This window comes from Bacillus thermotolerans (genome assembly GCF_000812025.2).
Classification (GTDB): Bacteria; Bacillota; Bacilli; order Bacillales; family Domibacillaceae; genus Quasibacillus; species Quasibacillus thermotolerans.
In genome coordinates this window covers 39,675-55,447 of record NZ_JWJE02000012.1, presented here as the reverse complement: position 1 = coordinate 55,447, position 15,773 = coordinate 39,675, and the positions used below count along the sequence as shown (strand labels likewise).

Below are 15,773 nucleotides of genomic sequence, written 5' to 3'. Positions count from 1 at the left end.
AAACAGGAGGAACGTAAATGATTTCAGTTAATGATTTTCGCACAGGTTTAACAATTGAAGTAGATGGCGGTCTGTGGCGTGTGGTTGATTTCCAACACGTAAAACCGGGAAAAGGAGCGGCGTTTGTTCGCTCTAAGCTTCGCAACTTGCGTAATGGCAACATCCAGGAGAAAACGTTCCGCGCGGGTGAGAAAGTAGGAAAAGCACAAATTGATCACCGCAGAATGCAATACCTATATGCCAATGGCGACCAGCACGTATTCATGGATAATGATTCCTACGAGCAAATTGAATTGCCAGGTTCACAAATTGAACATGAGCTGAAATTTCTTAAAGAAAATATGGAAGTATCTATTATGATGTACGGATCAGAAACACTTGGAGTAGAGCTTCCAAACACAGTAGAATTAAAAGTAGTTGAAACAGAGCCGGGCATCAAAGGTGACACAGCTTCCGGCGGTACAAAGCCGGCAACTGTTGAAACAGGCTTAACTGTCCAAGTACCATTCTTTGTTAACGAAGGCGACGTACTTGTTGTCAACACAGATGACGGCAGCTATGTTTCTCGGGCGTAATTAAACAACCTAAAAAGCTGTTCCTTTCAGAAGGAGCAGCTTTTTACACATCCTCATAAATCCCGACTAGACTGATTGAAATAATAGAAAGAAGGAGAAAGATGAGACACAACTTTCAGGAGCTTTCTATCTTAGGCAAATTAAAAGAGAAAACGTCTGATTTTCAAAAAAGAGAAAGCCAGCTGGATGAATTGAATTCCTTTCCTTATGATAACTTTAATGACCTAAAGAAAATGGGCTACACAAAACTGACACTGCCGAAAGAATTCGGTGGAGGAGGAAGCTCGTTAAGCGAGTTTTTGGCTTGCCAGGAACAGATAGCAAAGGGGTGCGGATCAACAGCCTTAACGATTGGCTGGCATATGGGAGCCATTCTGGAATTTGCTGAGCATCGGCACTGGAATAACGAAGTCGTCTCATTTTTAACAAAGGAGCTAAGAGACGGCGCCCTGATAAACACAGCTGCCAGCGAACGCAACGCTGGCAGTCCGCTTCGGGGAGCCAAGCCTTCGACCACTGCTCAGCTATCAGCTGACGGGCAATATTATGTAATTACCGGCGAAAAGACCTTTACTTCGGGAGCCCCTGTATTAGATTACCTTTTCGTCACAGCTTCTATAGAAAATGATGATAGGGCAGGTGTGTTTTTGGTTCCTCGCGAGGCGGAAGGAGTATCCATTCGCGAAACATGGGACAGTGTCGCGATGAGAGGAACAGCAAGTCATGACTTGATTATGAAGGAAGTGAAGGTGCCCGCTGGTTATTTAAATGAATATGTGACAGAAGAGAAGAAAAGCCGGCGGACTGGCTGGACACTTCATATACCCGCCTGCTATTTAGGAATCGCCGGGGCGGCTCGGGACTATGCCGTTAAGTTTGCGGCTGGTTACAGACCGGCCAGTCTTGGGAAGCCAATTGGCACTGTCCCGGCTATCCAGCAGCAGATTGGTGAGATGGATACGCTGCTTCTTGCCTCGCGTCATTTTCTATACGGCGTGGCAGAGCAGTATGAACAACATCCTCATCATCATTTCAAGGAAGAAATCGGTACAGTCAAGACCTTTGTGACGAATCAAGCAATAACGGTAGTCGACTTGGCTATGAGAATTGTGGGGGCAAGAAGCTTATCAGAGAAGAATCCTCTACACCGCTATTGGCAAAATGTCCGTGCCGGCTTGCACAATCCGCCAATGGATGACATTACGTATAAAATGCTTGCTGAACGGGCAATGAAGGAAACTGAAACAGAATAAATGATGAAAAGAGACCGGAAGGAACCCGGTCTCTTTTGCTTTTTAACGCGTTTGCTTCTTCTTTTTTGCCCGTGAATATCCACTGATAGAAGTGACATATATTGCGTTTGGCGACATACATTGGATAGAAAAGGAGGAGACTTTCATGGAAGTGATCTATGCTTATTTGCCGCAAACATTAAAGGAAGCGATCGCAGAGCTGCCACCCCATGTGAAGGGTGAAATAGAAGAGATACGGGTGCGCATTGGAAAGCCGGTCGAAGTGCTTGCTGGCCGTCCGTTTCACCTGTCACATGTAGTGACAGTCGAAGAAGGACAAGCGCTCATTAACAAACTAAGCCAGCACTCTTTCTATGCACTTGATGAAGAGTTAAGGTGCGGCTATTTAACCATAGAAGGCGGACATCGGGTAGGACTTGCAGGCAAGGTTCTTGTAGAGGCAGGCAGAGTAAAGGGACTTCGTCACCTTTCTTCTTACAATGTGCGTATAGCCAGAGAAAAGCCTGGCATTGCTGAGCCTTTTGTCCCTTTGCTTTTCGAAGAGGGCTGGAAGAGCACTTTAATTATCGGACCTCCCCAATCAGGAAAGACCACTTTGCTTAGAGATCTGGCCAGAATAGCAGCCACCGGCATAAAAGAAAAAGAGATCAGCCCAGTGAAGGTCGGCATCGTGGACGAGCGGTCAGAAATTGCGGGTTGTGTGAAGGGTATCCCCCAGCTGAATGTCGGACTGCGGACAGATGTATTGGATGCCTGTCCAAAAGCTGAAGGAATGATGATGATGATCCGCTCTATGAGTCCTGAAGTATTAGTAGCCGACGAAATTGGCAGGGAGGAAGATGGACAGGCGTTGTCTGAAGCGGTCAATTCCGGAGTAGCTCTAATGGTTACAGCCCATGGGGCCAGTCTTGAAGAAACTATGCGAAGGCCAATGATGAGGGAGGTCATCCAGGGCGGTGCATTTGAACGATTCATTGAACTGGCAGTTCATAACGGAGAAAGGATTGTCAAAGTTCTCGATCAGGAAGGCTGTCAACTGCCGATTTGGACAGGGGTCCGCCGATGAAATGGCTCGGGATTCTATTGATACTCACTGCTTCATTTTGGATAGGCATGGAACAGTCAAGGAAGCTGAGTGACCGGACGAAGCAAATCCGTTTGCTTAGAACCGCGTTACAGTCATTAGAAGCGGAAATCGTACATGGGTTTACTCCTCTGCATGAATCAGCAAGAAAGCTTTCCGAACGACTGCCTCAGCCGCTGAGCGAGCTGTTTGCCTCTTTTAGTGAACTGCTCATGTCGACTGAATGGGACGCAAAAGAAGCGTGGAAGGCAAGCTTAAACCAGGTATGGCCAAGAACGGCATTAACGCAGAATGAATGGAACATCCTAATAGATTTTGGAGAAACCGTCGGCAAGTATGACCGGCTGACAGAGCAAAAGCAAATTGCCATAGCGATGAGTCATTTAGAGCACCAGGAGGAAGAAGCGCGCGAAAAGCAAAGAAGGTACGGACATATGATAAGAAGTCTCAGTTTGCTTGGGGGGCTGTTAATCGTACTTCTGCTTTTTTAGCAGAAAAGGAGGAAGAAGATGGGGATTGAGGTGGAAGTGATTTTTAAAATTGCCGGTGTCGGCTTAGTGGTGGCATTCCTCCATACGATCCTAGAGCAAGTAGGCAAGAAAGAATATGCCCAGTGGGTAACGCTGTTTGGCTTTATCTACATTCTATTTATGGTCGTTTCCATTATGGAAGATTTATTCGACAAGATTAAAGAAGTATTTCTATTTCAATGATGGAGGAGAGAGACCATTGAAATTATTCAAATAGCTGCTGTTGTTCTCGTAACTGTGTTCTTAGTTCTTCTTCTTCAAGAGCAACAGCCCATTTTCGCTTTTTTGCTCGTTCTATTCGTTGGAAGCAGCTTGTTTCTATTTTTAGCTGATCGAATGGCGGGGATCATTCTATTAATTCAAAAGCTGGCCGCCCGCGCTCAGCTAGAGATGGTATATGTAGAAACAATCCTGAAAATTATAGGAGTCTCCTATATTGCGGAATTTGCCGCTCAAATATCAAAAGATGCTGGTCAAGAAGCATTGGCCGCGAAAATGGAACTAGCAGGCAAGATCATTATTCTGTCAATGGCTGTCCCGATTTTAACCTTATTGATAGAGACGATTCTGACGATGATTCCAGGAAATTAAGCAGCAATGGAAAAAGCGGCCGGGGAAAGGCGGTGAGTCAGTATGCGGCTTTATATAAAAATTACATTGCTGCTTTGCCTGCTTTTATTTATACCAAAAGTGTGTGTGCATGCAGAGACAGAAGAGGCGCCTGTCGACCCGAACGAGACACTTCAGACGGCGGCAGAGGAACAGATGGAACAGCTGGGGATCAACGACCTTTCCGTTCATTGGGACAGGCTGATAAGCACTTACGGTCAATACTTGCCCGGCATGGAGAAGAAGCCGCTGACAGAATTGCTGAAAGATGGACAAGCCTTCTCGATGGAAGCGTGGGTGAAAGGGATATTAAGCTTCATGTTTCATGAATTGGCCGCCAATGGGAAGCTGCTGGGCACGTTGGTGCTGCTGACGGTTTTTTCCGCTTTCTTGCAGACACTTCAAAATGCGTTTGAGCAAGGAACGGTCAGTAAAACGGCCTATAGTGTTGTCCTAATGGTGCTCCTGATTTTAGCGCTAAACAGTTTTCGCTTGGCGATCAACTATGCGACAGAGGCCGTTGATTATATGGTGAACTTCTTGCTGGCGCTGATGCCTATTCTCTTGGCTTTGCTTGCTTCTACAGGAGGTGCTGTGTCCGCTGCTGTTTTTCATCCGTTAGTCATCTTTCTTATGAATGCAGGAGGAATGGCCGCGCAGAAAATTATTCTACCTCTTTTGTTCTTTTCCACCTTGCTCAGCCTGGTCAGCGTCTTCTCTGCCCGCTATAAGGCTACAAAGCTGGCGGACTTGCTCCGTAAGGGCAGTATCGGTTTATTAAGTGCATTTATGGCCGTGTATTTAGCTGTTGTTTCCATACAGGGGACAGCGGCAGCAGTGACGGATGGGCTTGCGATTCGAACAGCTAAATTTTTTGCAGGGAACTTTATTCCGGTTGTCGGCAGGATGTTTACTGAAGCAGCAGATACGGTGATGAGTGCCTCTTTGCTTTTAAAGAATACCATCGGGGTAGCAGGTGCAGGGATTTTACTTCTTATTGTCGCTTTTCCAGCTTTAAAGATTTTAGTACTTGTCATCGTCTACCGGGTGGCAGGTGCCATTTTACAGCCGCTTGGCGATGAAGTGGTATCAGAGTGTTTGGAAATTATCGGGAGAAACATGACGTATATATTTGCCGCCTTAGTGATTGTCTCTTTTATGTTTTTCGTTTCTATCGTTATTCTCGTTGCCGCCAGTAACGTTACGATGATGATCCGGTGAAGGAAGGAACGAAAAGATGGATATCTTAACAGATTGGCTGACAGATGTCATTGTCTTTATTTTGCTGGCTGCAGTGATGGATGCTTTGCTGCCGTCTAACAGCTTCCAGCAATACGCCAAGATCGCTGTAGGTCTTTTACTCTTGTTTGTTATGCTGCAGCCGTTGTGGAAAATATTTTCTGTTGATGCAGAACAGGAGCTGACGAAATGGGCAGACGGAGTGATGACGAACGAGCAAGCCTCTGTCATTACGGTAGATAAGCAAAGCAGTTTGGAGAATTCAAGAGAACTTTTTATTCTAAAAAGCAGTGAGCAGCAGATGAAAGAGCTGGTGCAGGAGGAAGTGGAACAAGCCTTTCAAAGGAAAATTGTAGAAGTAGATATTAAGGTGAGCAGCTGGGAGAATTCACTTCCTGAAAGCATTGAACATATTGACGTATATGTTGCTTCGCTATCGGCCAGGGAGACGATGAAGCCGGTAGAGGAGGTCGCTATTCAGTCACAGGAACAGGAGGAGGAAGGGCTTGAAAATAAGATTGCTTCATTTCTATCACAAAAGTGGAATATTTCCGAGGAGCAGTTGAATATTCATATGGTAGAGGAGGGGGACAGCCTTGAGTGACAAAAAAAGCCGCTCAGGATGGCTGCAATCATTATTTTCATCCAAGGAAACAGAAGAGAAGCAGGAAAAGCCGCTTAACAACAAAACAAAATGGATGATGATCGCCGTCGTATTAGGCATCAGCTTCATGTTTCTCAGTGATTGGCAAGGCAAGAAGGAAATCGAGACTGTTCTCCCAGGAGAAGCCTCTGAAGCGGCAGGTGAACAAACACAGCCCCCACCGGAAGATTTCGAAGCAGCCTATGAAGAGGACCTGAAGGAGGCGTTGGAGCAAATCGCCGGTGTGAGCAATGTATCAGTCGTTGTCACGGTAGAAGCGTCTGAAAAAAAAGTACTTGAGAAGAATACTGCCGTGAAAGCACAGGAAACAAAAGAAGAAGATACGAAAGGCGGGGAGCGGACCGTTCGGGATCAAACACAGGATGAAGAATTGGTAACTGTTAAGAAAGGGGACGGAGAGGAGCCTGTTGTGCTGGAGGTGAAAAAGCCGGATATACGCGGAGTATTAGTTGTTGCTGAAGGAGCAGAAAATATTCAAGTCAAAAAATGGATCATTGAATCGGTCACAAGGGCATTAAATGTACCGAGTCACCGCGTGGCAGTCATGCCAAGGAAACCAAAGGAGGATGTGTAATGCTATTGAAAAAACAAACTGTCTGGCTTTTGACCATGCTAAGCCTGGTTGTTGTATTGTCTGTTTACTACATTACTTCACCGGAGCAGCTTTCGAATGAAACCGCGTCAGTTGCTGAGAAAGAAACAGCTACTGAGCCTTCTGGAGACGGAACGGATGGCCAAGCTGGGGTAGATAGCGAAGAGAGTGCAGCTGAGGAAAAAGAAGCGGAAGTAGTGACAGAAGCCGCAGGGGATGAGGCGTTTGATATGCTTCGATTAGAGATTCAGGATGACCGCAACAAAATGAAGGAGGAGCTGACGGCTAAAGTAGCTTCAGCAGACCTGCCGGCAGAAGAAAAAAATGCGGCTTATGAAGAGATGGAGGAGCTCACTGAGCTTGCAACGAAAGAGAATGTATTGGAAACATTAATTAAGTCAAAAGGATATTCTGATGCGCTTGTGCGCGCAGATGGAGAGAGCATTCGAATTACGATCAAGTCCGATGAGCATTCAGCTGCCGCTGCTAATGAAATCATTCGTCTAGCAAAGGACGAGCTTGGCAAGCAGCAGTCGATTGCTGTTGAGTTTCAGCCTGTTCAATAATGTAGAAGGGCAGCGGGAATACCGCTGTTTTTTTTATTGGGAAGAAAGGCTCACAGTCAAAGATTTTTTATTAAAATTCTGATTTATTGTTTCCTATTCAGTCAAAAAAAGATAAAATGAATGATGTGTACTCCAACAATCTTAGGGGTTCACGAGCTGTTATTTATCAGTGACAGCGCATACATATTATTTTTCAAGGAGTGTCTAACATGAAGGTACAGGAAATCAGAGAACTTATCAAACTTGTTGACCAATCATCTATCGCAGAGCTAGTTTTTGAATCTGGAAACAGCAAGGTTAAGTTGAAAAAAAGCGTTTCAGGTACATATGCAGAGTCCGCGGCTCAGCCTGCTGCCGTACAAGAAACAGCGGTAAAGCCTGCTGCACCAGTTCAAGCAGCGCCAGCTAAGAAAGAAGAAGCTCAGCCGGCTGCACAGGAAGCACCAGCTGTACAAGAAACACCAGCAACGGATGAAAACTTACATAAAATTACTTCTCCAATGGTAGGAACATTCTACCAATCACCGTCTCCAGATGCTGATCCATATGTGAAAGCGGGCTCCAGTGTTTCTGAGGACACAGTTGTTTGCATCGTGGAAGCGATGAAGCTCTTTAATGAAATTGAGGCAGAAGTACAAGGAGAAATTGTGGAAGTACTGGTAAAAGACGGTCAATTAGTCGAATACGGTCAACCACTATTTTTAGTAAAGCCTCAATAATAAGGGAGAGATCGGAATGATTAAAAAGTTATTGATTGCTAACCGCGGTGAAATTGCTGTACGAATTATTCGTGCATGTAAAGAACTTGATATTGAAACAGTAGCTGTATATTCCGAAGCTGATAAGGAAGCCCTTCATGTACAGCTTGCTGATGAAGCATATTGCATTGGGCCAACATCTTCTAAAGACAGCTATTTAAACTTAACCAATATCGTCAGCGTTGCTAAGCTAACGAATTCAGACGCTATCCACCCAGGCTACGGCTTCTTGGCAGAGAATGCAGACTTTGCAGAGCTGTGCCGGGAGTGCAACATTACCTTTGTAGGTCCTTCACCAGAAGCGATTACACAAATGGGTACAAAAGACGTGGCGCGCGACACAATGGAAGAAGCAGGAGTACCGATCGTTCCTGGATCAGACGGAATTATTCCGTCCATCGAGAAAGGACTTTCAGTAGCTGAAGAAATTGGCTATCCTGTCATTATTAAAGCAACAGCTGGGGGCGGCGGAAAGGGAATCCGTGTAGCCCGCACGCCGGAAGAACTGGAAAAAGGCATTAACATGACACAGCAGGAAGCAGCTACGGCCTTTGGAAACCCAGGTGTATATTTAGAGAAGTTTATCGAAGATTTCCGTCATGTAGAAATCCAAGTACTTGCTGATACTCATGGAAATGTGATTCATTTGGGAGAACGGGACTGTACAATTCAGCGCCGTATGCAGAAGCTGCTTGAAGAAACACCATCACCGGCTTTGGATTCAAATATTCGGGAAGAAATGGGACAAGCAGCTGTAAAAGCAGCCCAAGCGGTTAATTATACAGGAGCAGGAACGGTAGAATTTATTTATGACCATAATGCTAAGAAGTTTTACTTTATGGAGATGAATACACGAATTCAAGTAGAACATCCTGTCACAGAAATGGTGACCGGTGTAGACTTGGTGAAAGAACAAATCCGTGTAGCTTCCGGAGAAAAACTTTCACTCACACAAGATGAAGTCACGTTTGATGGATGGTCAATTGAGTGCCGGATTAACGCTGAGAATCCATCTAAGAACTTCATGCCTTCTCCGGGAAGAATTCATACATATATGCCGCCTGGAGGTCTTGGAGTCCGGGTAGATTCAGCAGTTTACCCAGGATATATGATTCCGCCTTTCTACGATTCAATGGTTGCCAAGTTAATTACGTACGGAGCTACACGTGAGGAAGCGATCGCACGTATGAAGAGAGCACTCAGTGAATTTGTAATTGAAGGTGACGGGGTTCATACAACCATTCCATTCCATTTGAGATTACTCGAGAATGAAAAGTTTGTGAGCGGTGAATTTAACACAAAGTTTCTTGAAATGTATAATATAATGGAAACGGAGGGATAACTATGGCAGAAGAGAGCCAAGCAGTGAACCAACTATTAGAGATGACTGATGTGGATAGTGGGCTTGGTAAAATCGAGATTGCCCCTGAGGTTATCGAAGTTATCGCTGGTATTGCCGCTTCCGAAGTGGATGGAGTAGAAAAGATGCGAGGAAGCTTTGCTTCTGGTGTAGTGGAACGCCTTGGTAAGAAGAATCATGGGAAAGGCGTTCGCGTCGATTTAACGGAGGAAGGAATTAAAGTGGATGTCTATTGTGTAATTGCTTTCGGTGTTTCGATTCCGGCTGTTGCTCAAAAAATCCAGGATAGTATCCGTCAAGCTCTGTTGAATATGACAGCATTAGAAGCGCAGGAAGTGAATATCCACGTTGTTGGTATTCAGTTCGATACGAAAAGTGCTGAAGGCGAGTATCTTCCAGAAGCGTAGGGGAAAAACCAAAGGACCGGGTCCTTTGGTTTTTTTCTGTCATGAATGTTTGAGCAGGCTGAAGGAAAAACTGGGGACTGAAAACAGCTTGTCAAAGAGAGTATATCGAAAATGGGCTGAAAAGTATTAGCAATATATGCTATTATCTTTTTATAATGCAGAAAAAGCTAAAGGAGCTTAAGTATATGAAAAGACGCACAGCACGTGAGAAGAGCCTCCAGGCACTCTACCAGATGGATGTCAGTGGTGCTAGTCCCGAAGAAGCAATTACCAACGTATTAGAAGACCTGCCGGACAATGAGTATGTAAGAGCAAGTGTCACAGGAACAGCTCAGCATATAGAAGAAATCGACGGCCTCATCAAAGAAAATCTAGAAAGATGGTCCTTTGATCGTTTAGCTAAAGTGGATCGGAATATTTTGCGGCTGGCTGTATTTGAATTAAAGTACATGGAAGATGTGCCTGACAAAGTAGCGATCAACGAAGCTGTTGAGCTAGCTAAGCAATTTAGCGATGATAAGTCAAGCAAGTTTATCAACGGCGTATTATCAAGAATTAAAGACAATATGTAAATGTGTGAAAAGCATGGAAGGAGAACGGACATGACAGCAGCTATTATTGACGGCAAGGCCATTGCGGCAGATATCCGCACGGGCTTAAAAGAAGAAATTACAGCATTAAGCGATAAAGGAGTGACTCCCGGACTGGCAGTTGTACTAGTCGGGGATGATCAAGCCTCTCATACATATGTTCGCAATAAAGAAAAGGCGTGTGAGCAAGTTGGCATTCACTCCGAAGTGTACCGTTACCCGGCGGATTTAACAGAGGAAGAGCTTTTGAAGAAAATTGAAGAGTTAAATCAAGCGGAGCATATTCACGGAATTCTTGTACAGCTGCCGCTCCCTGCCCATTTATCCGAGGAGAAAGTGATCGATGCTATCGTGCCGGAAAAGGACGTAGACGGCTTTCATCCTGTGAACGTCGGCAAAATGGTGATTGGAAAAGAAGCATTTTATTCATGTACACCATACGGCATTATTAAAATGCTGGAGCATGAGGACATTTCTTTAGAGGGCAAGCATGTAGTCGTTGTAGGACGCAGCAACATTGTTGGCAAGCCGGCCGCACTGTTATCTCTACAGGCGCACGCGACTGTAACAGTTTGCCACTCCAGAACAGAGAATCTTTCTGACTACACAAAGCAGGCGGACGTAGTCATTGCCGCTGTCGGCCGCGCCAAGTTTCTGAAGAAAGAGGATTTCAAGCCGGGAGCTGTCATTGTTGATGTCGGCATGAACCGTGACGAGAATGGGAAGCTATGTGGAGATGTAGATTTTGAAAGCGCCAAGGAGACAGCAAGTGCCATTACGCCTGTTCCAGGGGGAGTAGGACCAATGACGATTACGATGCTGCTCTATAATACTGTTCAGTCAGCAAAACAGAAGATCCGCTAATGTTTAAATTGCTTTCTTGCTGAAGGCGAAGCTGCCTCCCAAATGTTATAATAGGGAGGCAGCTTTTTTAGCTTTAGCAAAAAAGGTGGAATTAATATGGAAATAGATCGTTATTTAACTGTAAAAGCATTGACAAAATATATAAAAAGAAAGTTTGATGCGGATCCCCATTTAACGAATGTGCTGGTTAAGGGAGAAATTTCAAACTTTAAAAGGCATTCCAGCGGCCATATGTACTTTACACTGAAGGACGAGAAAGCCCGCGTATTGGCTGTTATGTTTTCTTCGGCTAATCGTTCCCTGAAGTTTGTCCCCGAAAATGGCATGCAAGTGCTTGTTTCCGGTGATGTGACTGTTTATGAGGCGGGGGGACAATATCAAATATACGTGAAATCTATGCAGCCGGATGGAATTGGCAGCTTGTACTTAGCGTTTGAACAATTGAAGAAGAAGTTGGAGAAGGAAGGGTTATTTGATCCGGACAACAAACGCCCGCTTCCGATTTATCCGAAAACAGTCGGGGTGGTTACATCACCAACAGGCGCTGCGGTCAGGGATATTATTACGACCATCAAGCGACGCTATCCGGTGGCGGAGCTTCTCATTTACCCGGCGCTTGTTCAAGGTGAAGGAGCTGCACCGTCTATTGTAGCTGCAGTGGAACAGGCTAATAAAGACAGGCGGGCAGATGTCCTTATTGTTGGGCGTGGAGGCGGCTCCATTGAGGAGTTATGGGCATTTAATGAAGAAGCAGTGGCTAGGGCTATCCGTTCTTCTGCTATTCCGGTCATTTCAGCGGTCGGTCATGAGACAGACATAACGATTGCCGATTTTGCTGCCGATCGTCGGGCACCGACACCGACTGCAGGAGCCGAAATTGCGGTTCCTCATTTAGAGGAAGTGCTGCAGAGAGTAGCGGATAGAAAAGCGAGAATCACCCGTGCGGTTGCCGAGAAAGTGAGGCGAGAACGCAGTCGCTATGAGTCTGCAAGAAACTCCTACATTATGCGGAATCCACAGTCATTGTATAGGCAGCAGGCAGAGCGTCTAGATCGCTTAACAGACAGGCTGGCCAAGGAGCAATCCGCGTACGCAGCCAATACATCTATGAGGCTCAAGGATTTAACGAACCGCCTGCAGCGCAGCCATCCTGCCAAAAAAGTAAGCGAAGCGAGAATGCAGGCAGAACGCTTGGAAACAGATTTGGCGCGTGAGATGCAGCGGCTGCTTAAAAGCAAACAAGAGACATTTCGCCGGCAGCTTTCTATGCTGCATGCGCTTAGTCCGTTGAAGATTATGGAGCGCGGCTACAGCCTCGTTTATAATGAAGAGGAAAAACTGATTAAATCAATTCAAAACGTACAAGAGGGAGAGCGCCTTGGAGTCCAAGTGGCGGACGGCAAGCTGATTTGCCAGATTGAATCGATAGAGGTGAAAGAGAATGGAGAATAAAGAACTGACATTTGAAGAAGCGATGGAAAAGCTGGAATCCATTATTGTGAAGCTCGAGGAAGGAGATGTGCCGCTGGAAGAGGCGTTGAGCTTTTACCAGAAAGGCATGGAGCTGTCTGCCTTTTGTCATGAAAAGCTGAGTCACGCAGAAGGCCAGCTGGCGAAGCTGATGACTGGAGATGGGGAGAAAGATTTCGAATTGGACGAGGAGGAGTAAAGATGGCAGAAGAATTATCTATTTTCATGAAAGAATACAAAGAGGTGCTGGAGAGTGAGCTGTCAGCAGTCATTGAAAGACTGGATGCACCGGAAACATTGAAGAAGTCGATGAATTATTCATTGCAAGCCGGAGGAAAGCGCATACGGCCCGTTCTGCTGTTTGCTGCCCTGGCTTCCTTAGGGAAGGACCCGAAGCTTGGACTAGAAGCGGCGGCTGCACTTGAGATGATCCATACTTACTCGCTGATCCATGATGATTTGCCAAGCATGGATGATGATGATTTAAGGAGAGGACAGCCGACGAACCATAAAGTGTTTGGCGAAGCTGCAGCTATTCTGGCAGGAGATGCTTTGCTTACATATGCGTTTCAAGTGATTGTTCAATCCCCGCATTATTCAAGCGAGCAAAAGGTGACCCTCGTCGAGTGGCTGGCACAAGCAGCGGGACCTGAAGGTATGGTCGGCGGCCAAATGTCGGATATGGAGGGTGAAGGAAAAGAGCTTACTCTTGAGGAGCTTGAATACATTCATAAAAATAAGACAGGCCGTCTGCTGACGTACGGCGTCATGGCAGGAGCATTGCTTGCAGGGGCAAATGAGGAGCAGCTTGCTCACTTTAAGAATTATGCTTTCCATGTAGGCATCGCTTTTCAAATTCAGGATGATATTTTAGATGTCGAAGGATCGGAAGAAAAGATTGGCAAGAGAATTGGCAGTGACACAGCCAAGGAGAAAAGCACTTATCCAGCTTTACTGACGATGGAGGGAGCAAAAGAAGCTCTCAATAAGCACGCTGATGCGGCGCTGACAGCCCTTCAATACACGAAGGCGGATCCGGCCCTTTTGAGTGCACTCGTTGAATTAATTGTTACGCGTGATCGTTAAGAAAATTGACTAAAATTGTTGTGTTTTGTTACATATGATATAATAACACCACTATGTTTGTTTAACTGCTTGCCGTTACCACCCTGCGTGTTAGCGGCTGTTTTTTCAAAGTATTCTTTCAGGAAGGAAGAGAAAGGTTTCCTATCCATATAAGAATAAGTTGTAGAACGAGACGACCGCGTTATAATAAAGAAAAGTAAGAAATGATACAGTTATGAAAGCGAGTGATCCTGTTGGATCTATTATCCATTGAAAACCCTGCTTTTTTAAAAAATATGACCATCGAGGAATTAAATGAGCTAAGTGCAGAAATTCGACAATTTCTCATTGAAAACTTATCCAGGACAGGCGGACATATCGGTCCGAACCTGGGAGTAGTAGAGCTTACAGTTGCGCTGCATTATTGCTTTACTAGTCCTCAAGACAAGATATTATGGGATGTTGGTCATCAGTCTTATGTACACAAAATCCTTACTGGAAGAGCAGGTGCATTCGATACCCTTCGTCAATATAAAGGGCTATGCGGCTTCCCTAAAATGTCAGAAAGCAAGCACGATGTGTGGGAAACCGGCCATAGCTCCACTTCGTTATCTGCAGCGATGGGAATGGCTATTGCGAGAGACTTAAAGAAAGAAAGGTCACATATTATTCCTGTTATCGGTGATGGAGCCCTTACAGGCGGTATGGCACTTGAGGCACTAAACCATATTGGTCACGAACAGAAAGATATGATGGTGGTGCTGAATGATAATGAAATGTCCATTGCTCCTAACGTGGGAGCCCTTCACAACGTACTTGGCCGTCTCCGGACAGATGGAAAATATAATAAGGCAAAGGACGAGCTGGAAGGGCTGTTAAAGAAAATCCCGGCCGTGGGCGGCAAAATGGCGCAGACGGCAGAGCGCTTAAAGGACAGCCTAAAATATTTATTTGTTTCAGGCATGTTCTTTGAAGAGCTGGGCTTTACTTATCTTGGCCCGATTGACGGTCATAATTACGAAGACTTAATTGAAAATATGCAATATGCCAAGAAAACAGAGGGACCGGTACTTCTCCATGTCATTACGAAGAAAGGAAAGGGCTATGGTCCAGCCGAGTTAGATAAACAAGGAACATGGCATGGAACAGGGCCATACAAGATCGATACAGGCGATTTGATTAAGCCGGTTGGCCAGCCGCCAGCATGGAGCTCTTTAGTGAGCGAAACGGTAAGAAAGCTTGCACGTACAGACGAACGGATTGTGGCTATTACGCCAGCAATGCCGGTCGGATCCAAGCTCCTTGGCTTTGCAGAAGAATTTCCTGATCGAATGTTTGACGTCGGAATTGCGGAGCAGCATGCAGCTACTGTAGCGGCAGGGCTTGCTACGCAAGGGATGAAGCCGTTTTTGGCTATTTATTCAACCTTCCTTCAAAGAGCCTATGACCAGGTGGTACATGATATTTGCCGGCCGAACTTGAATGTATTTATCGGCATTGACCGGGCCGGGCTGGTAGGTGCGGATGGAGAAACCCATCAGGGAGTATTTGATATTGCCTTCTTGCGTCACCTGCCTAATATGGTATTAATGATGCCTAAGGATGAAAATGAAGGCCAGCACATGGTCAATACAGCGGTCAATTACAATGACGGCCCTATTGCTATGCGTTTCCCAAGAGGAAACGGAATCGGCGTAAAGATGGATGACGAGCTGAAGCAAATTCCAATCGGCAGCTGGGAGGTTCTTCGGGATGGAACAGATGCAGCGATTTTAACCTTCGGCACAACGATTCCGCTAGCCCTGGAAGCTGCTGAACGTGCAAAGAATCAAGGGGTATCCGTGAAAGTGATCAATGCCCGTTTCATTAAACCGCTCGATGAGAATATGCTGATGCAGCTGTTTAATGAGAATATGCCGATTTTGACAATTGAAGAAGCTGTTCTTCAAGGAGGCTTTGGCAGTGCAGTACTGGAATTTGCCAACGACCAGGGAATGACGAATCAAGTCATTGAACGAATGGGAATTCCCGACCGCTTTATTGAGCACGGTAGTGTAAATGCGCTGCTGGAAGAAATTGATTTAACAGAGGAAGCGGCTTTACGTAAGCTGCTTGCTATGACACCAAAAAAACAGAAAAGGGCGTAA

19 protein-coding genes are annotated in these 15,773 nt (G+C 45.6%); all 19 read left to right on the top strand.

Annotated features, from left to right (window positions below):
- Positions 1 to 17 precede the first annotated feature (17 nt).
- The 19 genes from efp to dxs all read left to right on the top strand — a co-directional run bounded on the left by efp (position 18) and on the right by dxs (position 15,773).
- Positions 18 to 575 (top strand): elongation factor P, encoded by a 558-nt coding sequence (efp, locus tag QY97_RS06790; RefSeq protein ID WP_039233760.1) that lies wholly within the window; start codon positions 18 to 20, stop codon positions 573 to 575.
- Positions 576 to 676: 101 nt separating this feature from the next.
- Entirely contained in the window at positions 677 to 1,828 is a 1,152-nt protein-coding gene (locus tag QY97_RS06785) for an acyl-CoA dehydrogenase family protein (RefSeq protein ID WP_039233758.1), read from the top strand.
- Positions 1,829 to 1,973: 145 nt separating this feature from the next.
- The gene (gene spoIIIAA, locus QY97_RS06780) at positions 1,974 to 2,894 is read left to right on the top strand and encodes a stage III sporulation protein AA (RefSeq protein WP_039233754.1); all 921 of its coding nucleotides are present in this window, start codon (positions 1,974 to 1,976) and stop codon (positions 2,892 to 2,894) included.
- A complete protein-coding gene (gene spoIIIAB / locus QY97_RS06775) occupies positions 2,891 to 3,403 on the top strand; it encodes a stage III sporulation protein SpoIIIAB (protein ID WP_039233752.1) in 513 nt (170 codons plus the stop codon). Before spoIIIAA ends, spoIIIAB begins: the two co-directional genes overlap by 4 nt.
- An 18-nt stretch (positions 3,404 to 3,421) precedes the next feature.
- Entirely contained in the window at positions 3,422 to 3,625 is a 204-nt protein-coding gene (gene spoIIIAC / locus QY97_RS06770) for a stage III sporulation protein AC (RefSeq protein WP_039233750.1), read from the top strand.
- Positions 3,626 to 3,649: 24 nt separating this feature from the next.
- Positions 3,650 to 4,033: a stage III sporulation protein AD gene (spoIIIAD, locus tag QY97_RS06765; protein ID WP_082090038.1), complete on the top strand. Its 384-nt coding sequence runs from the start codon at positions 3,650 to 3,652 to the stop codon at positions 4,031 to 4,033.
- Between the two features lie 42 nt (positions 4,034 to 4,075).
- Positions 4,076 to 5,272, top strand: coding sequence for a stage III sporulation protein AE (gene spoIIIAE / locus QY97_RS06760; protein WP_039233748.1), 1,197 nt, complete (start codon positions 4,076 to 4,078; stop codon positions 5,270 to 5,272).
- 16 nt (positions 5,273 to 5,288) lie between these two features.
- Positions 5,289 to 5,894, top strand: a complete 606-nt coding sequence (gene spoIIIAF / locus QY97_RS06755) for a stage III sporulation protein AF (RefSeq protein ID WP_039233745.1) — start codon at positions 5,289 to 5,291, stop codon at positions 5,892 to 5,894.
- Positions 5,887 to 6,528: a stage III sporulation protein AG gene (spoIIIAG, locus tag QY97_RS06750; RefSeq protein ID WP_039233744.1), complete on the top strand. Its 642-nt coding sequence runs from the start codon at positions 5,887 to 5,889 to the stop codon at positions 6,526 to 6,528. The genes spoIIIAF and spoIIIAG overlap by 8 nt, the downstream gene beginning before the upstream one ends.
- Entirely contained in the window at positions 6,528 to 7,112 is a 585-nt protein-coding gene (locus tag QY97_RS06745) for a SpoIIIAH-like family protein (protein ID WP_039233741.1), read from the top strand. Before spoIIIAG ends, QY97_RS06745 begins: the two co-directional genes overlap by 1 nt.
- A 209-nt stretch (positions 7,113 to 7,321) precedes the next feature.
- The gene (accB, locus tag QY97_RS06740) at positions 7,322 to 7,831 is read left to right on the top strand and encodes an acetyl-CoA carboxylase biotin carboxyl carrier protein (RefSeq protein ID WP_039233739.1); all 510 of its coding nucleotides are present in this window, start codon (positions 7,322 to 7,324) and stop codon (positions 7,829 to 7,831) included.
- Between the two features lie 16 nt (positions 7,832 to 7,847).
- Entirely contained in the window at positions 7,848 to 9,212 is a 1,365-nt protein-coding gene (gene accC, locus QY97_RS06735) for an acetyl-CoA carboxylase biotin carboxylase subunit (RefSeq protein ID WP_039233737.1), read from the top strand.
- Between the two features lie 2 nt (positions 9,213 to 9,214).
- The gene (locus QY97_RS06730) at positions 9,215 to 9,637 is read left to right on the top strand and encodes an Asp23/Gls24 family envelope stress response protein (protein WP_039233736.1); all 423 of its coding nucleotides are present in this window, start codon (positions 9,215 to 9,217) and stop codon (positions 9,635 to 9,637) included.
- Positions 9,638 to 9,822: 185 nt separating this feature from the next.
- Positions 9,823 to 10,209, top strand: coding sequence for a transcription antitermination factor NusB (gene nusB, locus QY97_RS06725; protein WP_039233734.1), 387 nt, complete (start codon positions 9,823 to 9,825; stop codon positions 10,207 to 10,209).
- Between the two features lie 30 nt (positions 10,210 to 10,239).
- On the top strand, positions 10,240 to 11,091 hold the full coding sequence (folD, locus tag QY97_RS06720; RefSeq protein ID WP_039233731.1) for a bifunctional methylenetetrahydrofolate dehydrogenase/methenyltetrahydrofolate cyclohydrolase FolD: 852 nt from the start codon (positions 10,240 to 10,242) through the stop codon (positions 11,089 to 11,091).
- A gap of 96 nt (positions 11,092 to 11,187) precedes the next feature.
- The gene (xseA, locus tag QY97_RS06715) at positions 11,188 to 12,543 is read left to right on the top strand and encodes an exodeoxyribonuclease VII large subunit (protein ID WP_039233729.1); all 1,356 of its coding nucleotides are present in this window, start codon (positions 11,188 to 11,190) and stop codon (positions 12,541 to 12,543) included.
- Positions 12,533 to 12,760, top strand: a complete 228-nt coding sequence (gene xseB, locus QY97_RS06710; protein ID WP_039233727.1) for an exodeoxyribonuclease VII small subunit — start codon at positions 12,533 to 12,535, stop codon at positions 12,758 to 12,760. The genes xseA and xseB overlap by 11 nt, the downstream gene beginning before the upstream one ends.
- A 2-nt stretch (positions 12,761 to 12,762) precedes the next feature.
- The gene (locus QY97_RS06705; protein WP_039233725.1) at positions 12,763 to 13,647 is read left to right on the top strand and encodes a polyprenyl synthetase family protein; all 885 of its coding nucleotides are present in this window, start codon (positions 12,763 to 12,765) and stop codon (positions 13,645 to 13,647) included.
- A gap of 233 nt (positions 13,648 to 13,880) precedes the next feature.
- Positions 13,881 to 15,773: a 1-deoxy-D-xylulose-5-phosphate synthase gene (gene dxs, locus QY97_RS06700; RefSeq protein ID WP_039233723.1), complete on the top strand. Its 1,893-nt coding sequence runs from the start codon at positions 13,881 to 13,883 to the stop codon at positions 15,771 to 15,773.